Origin of the sequence: Bradyrhizobium sp. (assembly GCF_028868675.1) — a bacterium.
Taxonomy (GTDB): Bacteria; Pseudomonadota; Alphaproteobacteria; order Rhizobiales; family Xanthobacteraceae; genus Bradyrhizobium.
Map to the genome: position 1 here is coordinate 1 of NZ_JAGWUA010000187.1, position 9,375 is coordinate 9,375.

The following is a 9,375-nucleotide window of genomic DNA, read 5'->3' on the forward strand; positions in this document are numbered from 1 at the left end:
TCCTCCCAGCGTCCCTGCGCCGTGGATCGCAATCGCAGGATTCCCTCCTGCCCCTGCGGCAGCACCCGACCCGTCCCATCCAGTGTTTCGACGGTGGCCCACGGCATCACGTAGCCGACCGCGCCCTCGATGGCGGGCAGCCGGTCCTCCGGCGATCGGGCAATTTGCCCGATCTCGCTCGTGCCATATTCCGAAATGATCCGTCCGCCGAGCTTGGCCCGTGCAGCAGCCACGAGCTCGGGCATCAAGAGGCTGCCGCCGATCTCGATCTGGCGCAGCGTACTGCATGGCACGAAGTGCTCGTTCTGGCATTCGATGAGCATCCGCAACTGGTGCCCCGAGCACACCAGATATTCGGCGCGATAGAGCGAGATCATATGCAGCGTTTCCCGCGCGACGTCCGAGAGCAGCAGGGTCTTTCCGCCCCAGAGCGCCGTCAGGGCGACGGCGTAGCCCCATGCGCCTGCAACGCTCATGCAACACATGACGATTTCGAAGTTTCCGCCGGCCATCGACATCGACAATTGGGCAATCCACTCCTCGATCACGGCCGGCGACAGCCAGATCGGCTTCGGACGTCCGGTCGTGCCCGAGGACATCATGATGCAGCAGTCGTCGGTAGCAGCGAACACCGACGGCCGCGGTGTCGGCATCTCCGCCGCACCGGCGAACCAATCGTCCGTGACCATGAACTGCTTGACGCCAGGCCGCGGAGGCTCGAGCTGTTCCGACGCGATCGCCTTGAGGGGAAGCGTCGCCGTCAGGCTCTCATCGTGCCCGAGCGGGACCGACACCAACCCGGAATTCTGAAGAGCGATGAGCATCGCAAGATGCCGCGTGGGATTACCGACACGGACCCCGACGAGATCGCCCTTGGCGAGCCCCGCCGGCGCGAGCCGCATCTCGATCCCGCGCAGCACGCGCGCCAGCATGCCGTAGGTGACGACCCGGTCGCCGAGAACCACGGCCGGCCGGTCAGGCTCGACGCGAGCGTGATAGAGCAGCGTATCGATGAAGGCCATTGGCATCTCCCGGCATTGATCGCGCCATTGATGCCGCGATCCCGCATGATTGCAAGTCATCGCCGGTGAGGCCATCTCGACGACGACTTCGGGCAAACAGCCACGGGTCGGAACGTGCAGCCCGCTCAGAACGGCAGCGCCACGCCGGTCTTGATCTCCTTCAGGATCACGTTGCTGCGGACATGGCGGATGCCGGGAATGCGGAACATGAAGTCGTCGAGAAATTCGTTGTACGCCGCCATGTCGCGCACGACGACGCGCAGGTGATAGTCGGCATCGCCCGTGGTCGCAAAGCACTCCAGTACCTCGCGTCGTCCCGTCACCCGCGAGACGAACTCGTCGACGAATTTGGCGTCGTGCCGCTCCAGCGAGACGTGGAGGATAGCGGACATCGCAAAGCCCGCCCGCTCGCGCGAAACCAGCGCCGCATAGCCCTGGATCACGCCGGACTCTTCCAGCGCGCGGACGCGACGCCAGCAGGCCGAGGTCGACATGCCGACCTCTTCCGCCAGTTGCTGGTTGGTGGCGCGGCCGTCCTTCTGCAGATGGCCGAGAATCCGTGCGTCCTGCTCTTCGACCATGAGAGTCACCTCCTTGGAATAATCTACCAGAATGAACAAAATCATGCAAAATTCTACCGGAACGCGCCTTCAAACCGAATGAATAGGTAAGACCTACCAGCAGCAGCAAACTACCCTCGGGCCATCCTCCAGTGCTGCCCGAGGAGGCCACCATGGACGCGACATCCTCCCTCGACGCCTACGAGCTCTCCGGCCGCTACGACCGCGAGGACGGCCGCGTCTTCCTCACGGGCACCCAGGCCATCGTCCGCATCGCCCTCGACCAGGCGCGGCGCGACCGCGCGGCGGGCCTTGCCACAGCCGGCTTCATCTCCGGCTATCGCGGCTCGCCGCTCGGCGCCGTCGACCTCGAGCTCTGGCGCATCAAGGATCGCCTGAAGGCCGAGCGGATCGAGTTTCTCCCCGCCGTCAACGAGGACCTCGCCGCCACTGCCGTGCTCGGCTCGCAGCAGGTCGAGACCCAAGCCGAGCGCGAGGTGCAGGGCGTGTTCGGTCTCTGGTACGGCAAGGGACCGGGGGTCGACCGCTCCGGCGACGCGCTGAAGCACGGCAATGCCTACGGCTCTTCGCCGCATGGCGGCGTGCTTGTGGTCGCCGGCGACGACCATGGCTGCGTCTCCTCGTCGATGCCGCACCAGTCCGACGTCGCCTTCATGAGCTGGTTCATGCCGACGCTGCACCCGGCCGATGTCGGCGAATACCTCGCGTTCGGCGAATATGGCTACGCGCTGAGCCGCTTCTCCGGCATGTGGGTCGGCTTCAAGGCGATCTCGGAGATCGTCGAATCCGGCGCATCGGTCGTGCTGCGCCCGCCACGCCTCTTCGCGCGTCCTGATTTCACGCCGCCGCCCGGCGGACTGCACTATCGCTGGCCCGACCTGCCGGGGCCGCAGATCGAGGAGCGGCTGGAGGCGAAGAAGCACGCGGTCTACGCCTTCGCAAAGGCCAACCCGATCGACCGCCGTGTCTACGACATTCCCGATGCGACCTACGGCATCGTCACCACCGGCAAGGCGCATCTGGACCTGATGGAGGCGCTGCGGCTGATCGGCCTCGACGAGGCCGCCTGCCGCCGCATCGGCATCGACATCTACAAGGTCGGGATGGTCTGGCCGCTGGCGCTGCACGACGCCATGGAGTTCGTGAGGGGCAAGCGCGAGATCCTGGTCGTCGAGGAGAAGCGCGGCATCATCGAGAGCCAGTTCAAGGAATATTTCTACGACTATCCGGGATCGAAACCGGAGCGCATGGTCGGAAAGCATGACGAGACGGGCGCACGGCTGATCTCCTGGATCGGCGAATTGTCGCCGCGGGCGCTGGCCGGCGTGCTGGCGCGGCGGCTCGATCCGGTGTTTCCGGGGCTGAACCTGATTGCGCGCGCAGCCGCACTGGCGCCGGATGCGCAGCGCGAGATCGCCGTCGCGGGTGCGACCCGCACGCCCTATTTCTGCTCGGGCTGCCCGCACAACACCTCGACCAAAATACCGGAGGGTTCCAAGGCGCTCGCCGGCATCGGCTGTCATTTCATGGCGAGTTGGATGGATCGCGAGACCTCGTCGCTGATCCAGATGGGCGGCGAGGGCGTGAACTGGGCGGCATCGTCTCGATTCACCGGCCGCAGGCACGTCTTCCAGAATCTCGGCGAAGGCACGTACTATCATTCCGGCTCGATGGCGATCCGGCAGGCGATCGCCGCACGCGCCGACATCACCTACAAGATCCTGTTCAACGACGCGGTCGCCATGACCGGCGGCCAGCCGGTCGACGGTCCCGTGAGCGTGCACGCCATCGCGCACAGCGTCCGCGCCGAGGGCGTGGCGCGCATCGCACTGGTGTCGGACCATCCCGAACATTTTTCGCCCGCGGACCTGCCCGCCGGCGTCACCATCCATCCGCGCGAGGACATGGACGCCGTGCAGCGCGAGCTGCGGGAAATTCGCGGCGTCACCGTGCTGATCTATCAGCAGACCTGCGCCACCGAGAAACGGCGCCGGCGCAAGCGCGGGCTGATCGAGGACCCCAAGCGTTTCGCCACCATCAACGACCTCGTCTGCGAGGGCTGCGGCGACTGCTCGGTCGAGTCCAACTGCCTGAGCGTGGAGCCGAAGGAGACGCCGTTCGGCCGCAAGCGCCGGATCAACCTGTCCGCCTGCAACAAGGACTTTTCCTGCCTCAACGGTTTTTGCCCGAGCTTCGTCACCGTCGAGGGCGCGACGCGGCGGGCGAAGCGCGCCAGCGCCATCGATGCCGAGGCCCGCGCGGCCGCGCTTGCCCTGCCTGCCGTCGCGGCGCTCGACCGGCCCTATGACCTGCTGGTGACCGGCGTCGGCGGCACCGGCGTCATCACGGTCGGCGCGCTGATCGGCATGGCGGCGCATCTGGAGCGCCGCGGCGTCTCGGTGCTGGACTTCACCGGCTTCGCGCAGAAATTCGGTCCCGTCCTGAGCTACATCCGTCTCGCGGCAAGCCCCGACGCGCTGCATCAGGTCCGTATCGACCAGGGCGCCGCCGACGCGCTGATCGGCTGCGACCTCGTCGTCAGCTCCTCGCCAAAGGCCTCCGGCACCTACCGCCGCGGCACGCGCGCGGCGATCAACACCGCGGAGATGCCGACCGGCGACGTCGTGCGCTTCCGCGATGCCGACCTCGCCTCGCCCGCCCGCCTGCGCGCCATCCGACGCGTGATCGGCGAGGACAATCTTGCCGCGATCGACGCCAATGCGCTGGCCGAGCGACTGCTCGGCGATGCCGTCTATGCCAACATCGTCATGCTCGGCTTTGCCTGGCAGCGGGGCCTAGTGCCGGTCTCGCTGCCGGCCCTGCTGCGGGCGATCGAGCTCAACGGCGTCGCGGTCGCCCGCAACAAGCAGGCCTTTGCCTGGGGCCGGCTTGCCGCAAGCGATCCGGCTGCCCTGCCGAAGTCTGACCGGGCACCCGTACCCGAAACGCTCGACCAGCTGATCGAGCGCCGCGCCGAATTCCTCACCGCCTATCAGGACCGGGCCTATGCGGCGCGCTATCGCGCGACCGTGACCAGGGTGCGCGCCGCCGAAGCCGCGCTCGGCAGCGAGGCGCTGACCGAAGCCGTGGCGCGCTCGCTGTTCAAGCTGATGGCCTACAAGGACGAATACGAGGTGGCGCGGCTACATATGCAGACTGGCTTCCTCGACGAATTGCGGCGCGAGTTCGAGGACGGCTTCAGCGTCAACTACCATTTTGCGCCGCCCTTCTGGCCTTCGAGCCGCGACGCGCGCGGCCGGCCGCGCAAGCGCGCCTTCGGCCCGTGGATCCAGACGCCGCTCGCCGTGCTGGCGCGGCTCAAGATGCTGCGCGGCACGGTCTTCGATCCCTTCGGCTACATGGCCGAGCGGCGCGCCGAACGGGAGCTGATCGCCTGGTATGAAGGCCTGATCGCGGCGATGCTCGATCGGCTCGACGCCGGCCGCCTGCCCGATCTCATCGCCATCGCCCGGGCGCCGATGGACATCCGCGGCTATGGCCCGGTCAAGGCGGCGGCCATTGTCACGGTGAAGACGGCGGTCGATGGGCTGTGGGCCGATCTCGCCCGGGCCGCGTCCCCGGAAATGAGGACAGGCGCCGGGGCCGGCTGAGGGTAAGCTCTGGGCTCCACCTTCACCGACGGAGGAGCCCCATGGGACGCAAGACCTTCACGCGCAATCTCCCCATCGCAAGTTTCATTCTGTCTGCCGCCGCCATGCCCGCGCCCGCCCCGGCGCAACAGGCGATCGATCTCGACCGGCTGACGATGACGCAGGCCGCGGCCGAGCTCTGCGCCGGCAAGATCACCAGCAAGGCGCTGACCTCGGCCGCGATCGCGCGCGCCAAGGCCAACCCCAACCTCAACGCCTTCATCACTCTGGACGAGGCCGGCGCCATGAAGGCCGCCGGGGCGTTCGATGCCCGGCGCAAGAAAAGCGCGTGCAAAGCGCTCGGCGGCGTGCCCGTCGTGATCAAGGACAACATCGAGGTCGCCGGCCTTCCCGCCAGCGCGGGCACGCCGGCGCTCAAGGGCTACGTGCCGAAGCGGGATGCCCCGATCGCGGCAAGGCTGCGCGCGGCCGGCGCGATCATCATCGGCAAGACCAACATGCACGAGCTTGCCTTCGGCATCTCCGGCTACAACGCCGCGTTCAAGACCGGCAGCGAACCCGGGGTGCGCAACGCCTACGACACCAGCAGGATCGCCGGCGGCTCCTCGTCGGGGACGGCGGCCGCGATCGGCGCGCGGATCGTCACCGCGGGACTGGGCACCGACACCGGCGGATCGGTCAGGATCCCCTGCGCGCTGAACGGCTGCGCCTCGCTGCGGCCGACGGTGGGGCGCTATCCGCAAGGGGGCATTGCGCCGATCTCCCACACCCGCGACACCGCGGGGCCGATGGCCGCGACCATGGCCGACGTCGCCGCGCTCGACCGCGTCATCGCCGGCGGCCGCGCAGTTGCGCCGGCCGACCTCAAGCAGGTCCGCATCGGCGTCGTGAAGGCGATGCTGGCCAATCTCGACGGCGACACGGACGCCGCCTTCCGCGCCGGCGTCGACAAGCTCAAAACGCAGGGCGTCACGGTGGTCGACGTCGAGATGCCGCAACTGGCCGAGCTCAACGGCAAGGTCGGCTTTCCCGTCGCGCTGTACGAGGCCTATGACGACATGGTGGCCTACCTCGAGCGCACCGGCACCGGCGTCACGATCGAGGCTCTTGCGAAGGAGATCGCCAGCCCCGACGTCAAGGGCACCTATGACGGGCTTGTGATCCCGCGCAAGCTGCCGGGGCCGAACAACACGGTGGTCGACGCCAAGCCTGCCTATGACGACGCCATGAAGATCGCGCGCCCGGCGCTGCAGGCGCTCTACCGCGACACGTTTGCGAAGAACAGGCTCGACGCCGTCGCATTCCCGACCGTGCCGAAGGTGGCGATCGCGGCGAACCCGGACTCCAGCAGCCTCGCCAATTTCGGCCTGTTCATCCAGAACACCGATCCCGGGAGCAATGCCGGCGTTCCCGGCATCCAGCTCCCGGTCGCGCTTGGCGCATCGAGCAAGCTGCCCGTCGGCCTCGAGCTCGACGGCCCCGCAGGCAGCGACCGGCGCCTGCTCGCGATCGGCATGGCGATGGAGAAGGTCCTTGGACGCCTGCCGCCGCCGGCGCGCTGAGGCGCGCCTCAGTGCCGCGCCAACAGGCTGGCGACGCCGCTGCGGCGGCGGACGCCGAGCTTGTCGAAGATGCGCTTGAGATGGGTGCGCACGGTCGAGACCTCGACCTGCAGCCGCCAGGCGATCTCCTTGTCGCTGAGATCGCCGGCGACCATGCGGGCGATCTCGAACTCGCGGACGGAGAGCCTCAGGACAGCCGACGCGCCCGCATCCGCCGCGGCGCCGCCCGCGGCGCGGGCCAGCGCGCCGGTAAAGGCCGGCTCGATCAGCCGCAGCAGGTCGAGCGTATGCGCGTCGAAATTCTGCCGGCGGGCGCCGCGCCAGATTCTGACGTCGCCGATATTGCGTTCGCCGACGAAGCTGTAGGCATTGACGCCCCAGTGTAATCCGTCGCGGGCGAGGAAATCGTTGAAGAACTCGGTCCGCATCAACTCGCGCTGCGGCATCACCTGCGTCACCAGCGTCGGCTCGCGCCGCGCCTGCAGCTTGAAGGTGATGGGATCGTGATGCTGGAAATAGGCGTCGTAATTGGCGAGGTTCTGGGGGTCCATGTTCAGGAACACGGCCTTGCCGAAGGTCTTGCTCGCGTCGTCCCAGACGAAGGAGGCGTAGTGATCGGCCTGGAGCAATGCGAGCAGATCGTGGCCAACAGCTTCGCGGACGTCGCGTTCACCCATGTCCTCGGACAACAGCCCGAAGATGCGCGCGAGCACCCTGCTTTCCGCGGCGGTGAGGTACATGGCGCCGCAAGTCTAGCGGACGCCCGGCGGTCTGGGAACTGCCTCGGCGGCCCCTACACCGCCGTCGCCTTGGCGAAACCGATGTAGATCTCGCGCAGCCGCGTCGCGATCGGACCGGGCTTGCCGTCAGCGACCTTCTTGCCGTCGATGGCGACCACCGGCTGCACGAAGGCGGAGGCGCTGGTGATGAAGGCTTCCTTGGCGGCAAGCGCTTCCGCGATCGTGAAGGGACGCTCCTCGATGCGGAGCTGGCGTTCGGCGGCGAGCGTCACGACGGCCTTGCGGGTGCAGCCCGGCAGGATGGCGTTGGAATTATGCCGCGTCACAATGACGTCGTCCTGGGTCAGGATGAAGGCCGAGGACGATCCGCCCTCGGTCACCTGACCGTCCTGGATCATCCAGGCTTCGCCGGCGCCGGCCTCCGCCGCTGCCTGCTTCGCCAGCACCTGCGCCAGCAGCGCCACGCTCTTGATGTCCCGCCGCTCCCAGCGGATGTCGGGCACCGTGATGACGTTGATCCCGGTCCTGGCGGAGGCCGCGTTCACGATGTCCTTCTCGGAGGTGAACATCACCAACGTCGGCTTGACGTCCGACGCCGGGAACGGGAAGTCGCGGCCCTTGTCGGCGCCGCGCGTCACCTGCAGATAGACCAGGCCGTTGGCGAGCTTGTTGCGCGCGACGAGCTCCTTCTGGATCTCCTGGATGCGCTCGACCGTCTCCGGCAGCTTCAGCTTAATCTCGCCGACCGAGCGTTCCAGCCGCGACAGATGCGAGGCGTTGTCGATCAGCTTGCCGTCGAGCACGGCGGCGACCTCGTAGATGCCGTCGGCGAACAGGAAGCCGCGATCCAGCACCGAGACCTTTGCGTCCGATAGCGGAACGAATGAGCCGTTGACATAGGCGATCGGGTCCAAGTGAGGTCTCCTGTCGGGCGGGAATGCGGGTTTCACCCGTTCCTATACGCAATTCGCTGGTGGCGATAAACCCTCAACCGTCAATGCGATGGGGCTAGTGCGACAAAATCTTCGACAGGAATTTCTGCGCGCGGTCGCTGCGCGGCTTGCCGAAGAAATCGTCTTTCGGCGCGTCCTCGACGATCTCGCCGCGGTCCATGAAGATGACGCGGTTGGCGACCTTGCGGGCAAAGCCCATCTCGTGGGTGACGACCATCATGGTCATGCCGTCATGGGCGAGATCGACCATGACGTCCAGCACCTCGCTGATCATCTCGGGATCGAGCGCCGAGGTCGGCTCGTCGAACAGCATCGCGATCGGGTCCATGGCGAGCGCCCGCGCGATCGCGACGCGCTGCTGCTGGCCGCCGGAGAGCTGCGCCGGGAATTTTTGCGCATGGTCCGTCAGCCCGACGCGCTCCAGCAATGCCATACCCTTGGCCACCGACTTGTCGTGCGGCCGGCCCAGCACCTTCTGCTGGGCGAGGCAGAGATTGTCGATGATCTTCAGGTGCGGGAACAGCTCGAAATGCTGGAACACCATGCCGACCCGCGAGCGCAGTTTCGGCAGGTCGGTCCTGGGATCGTTGATCTTCGTTCCGTCGATGCTGATGTCGCCTTCCTGGAACGGCTCCAGCGCGTTGACGCACTTGATCAGCGTCGACTTGCCCGAGCCGGACGGGCCGCACACCACCACCACCTCGCCCGTGGCGACGCTGGTGGTGCAGTCCTTCAGCACCTGGAAGCTCGCATACCATTTGTTGACGTGACTGATCTCGATCATGCCTGGGTAACCCAAGACTGGGAGGGAACGTTGAATACCTCTCCCATAGGGAGAGGTCGGATCGCGCCAGCGATCCGGGTGAGGGGTTTCGCTCCACCGATAGATCGTAACCCCTCACCCGG

7 protein-coding genes are annotated in these 9,375 nt (G+C 67.1%); 2 read left to right on the forward strand and 5 right to left on the reverse strand.

From position 1 onward, the window contains the following. Nucleotides 1-965, reverse strand: a 965-nt coding sequence (locus KGM94_RS20195; RefSeq protein WP_300263369.1) for a class I adenylate-forming enzyme family protein, incomplete at its 3' end; no start/stop codon positions are given. 182 nt (nucleotides 966-1,147) lie between these two features. Beyond that, nucleotides 1,148-1,603: an Lrp/AsnC family transcriptional regulator gene (locus tag KGM94_RS20200; RefSeq protein ID WP_300263379.1), complete on the reverse strand. Its 456-nt coding sequence runs from the start codon at nucleotides 1,601-1,603 to the stop codon at nucleotides 1,148-1,150. Nucleotides 1,604-1,755: 152 nt separating this feature from the next. On the opposite strand from KGM94_RS20200, the gene KGM94_RS20205 reads away from it, so the two are divergent. Further along, on the forward strand, nucleotides 1,756-5,214 hold the full coding sequence (locus tag KGM94_RS20205; RefSeq protein WP_300263371.1) for an indolepyruvate ferredoxin oxidoreductase family protein: 3,459 nt from the start codon (nucleotides 1,756-1,758) through the stop codon (nucleotides 5,212-5,214). A gap of 134 nt (nucleotides 5,215-5,348) precedes the next feature. Beyond that, entirely contained in the window at nucleotides 5,349-6,776 is a 1,428-nt protein-coding gene (gene iaaH, locus KGM94_RS20210) for an indoleacetamide hydrolase (protein WP_300263381.1), read from the forward strand. Between the two features lie 8 nt (nucleotides 6,777-6,784). Here iaaH and KGM94_RS20215 read toward each other — a convergent pair whose 3' ends face one another. The 3 genes from KGM94_RS20215 to KGM94_RS20225 all read right to left on the reverse strand — a co-directional run bounded on the left by KGM94_RS20215 (nucleotide 6,785) and on the right by KGM94_RS20225 (nucleotide 9,253). Then, nucleotides 6,785-7,516, reverse strand: coding sequence for a helix-turn-helix transcriptional regulator (locus tag KGM94_RS20215; RefSeq protein WP_300263373.1), 732 nt, complete (start codon nucleotides 7,514-7,516; stop codon nucleotides 6,785-6,787). Between the two features lie 53 nt (nucleotides 7,517-7,569). Next, complete coding sequence (locus KGM94_RS20220; protein WP_300263375.1) at nucleotides 7,570-8,430, reverse strand: D-amino-acid transaminase; 861 nt, start codon at nucleotides 8,428-8,430, stop codon at nucleotides 7,570-7,572. A gap of 94 nt (nucleotides 8,431-8,524) precedes the next feature. Then, entirely contained in the window at nucleotides 8,525-9,253 is a 729-nt protein-coding gene (locus tag KGM94_RS20225; protein WP_300263377.1) for an amino acid ABC transporter ATP-binding protein, read from the reverse strand. Nucleotides 9,254-9,375 lie beyond the last annotated feature (122 nt).